This window comes from Microbacterium sp. GbtcB4 (genome assembly GCF_019091465.1).
Classification (GTDB): domain Bacteria; phylum Actinomycetota; class Actinomycetes; order Actinomycetales; family Microbacteriaceae; genus Microbacterium; species Microbacterium paraoxydans.
The window spans coordinates 1-266 of record NZ_JAGXJJ010000169.1 but is presented as its reverse complement, the minus strand read 5'-3'; the positions used below and the strand labels follow the sequence as shown (position 1 = coordinate 266).

Here is a 266-nt window from a genome sequence, read left to right as displayed (position 1 = left end):
TCTCGTGGATCTCCGCCTGCTCGTCGCGGATGAGCGGGCTGGCCCCGGTGCGGGCGGCCCCCCCGGCCTCCAGGCTGGAGATGACGTGCCGGTAGTGCCGACTCGTCTTCAACAGCCCGGTGTGCGTGCCGACGGCGGTGATCCGGCCGTCCTCCAGCAGCGCCACGCGGTCGGCGAGGGCCACGGTGGACGGTCGGTGCGCGACGATCATCGCGGTGGTGTCGGCGAGCACGTGCCGCAGCGCCTCCTCCACGAGCGCCTCGGTG

At 73.7% G+C, this 266-nt stretch carries 1 pseudogene; it reads right to left on the bottom strand.

From position 1 onward, the window contains the following. Positions 1-266, bottom strand: a pseudogene (locus KVS71_RS17600) (ABC transporter ATP-binding protein); the annotation flags it as partial.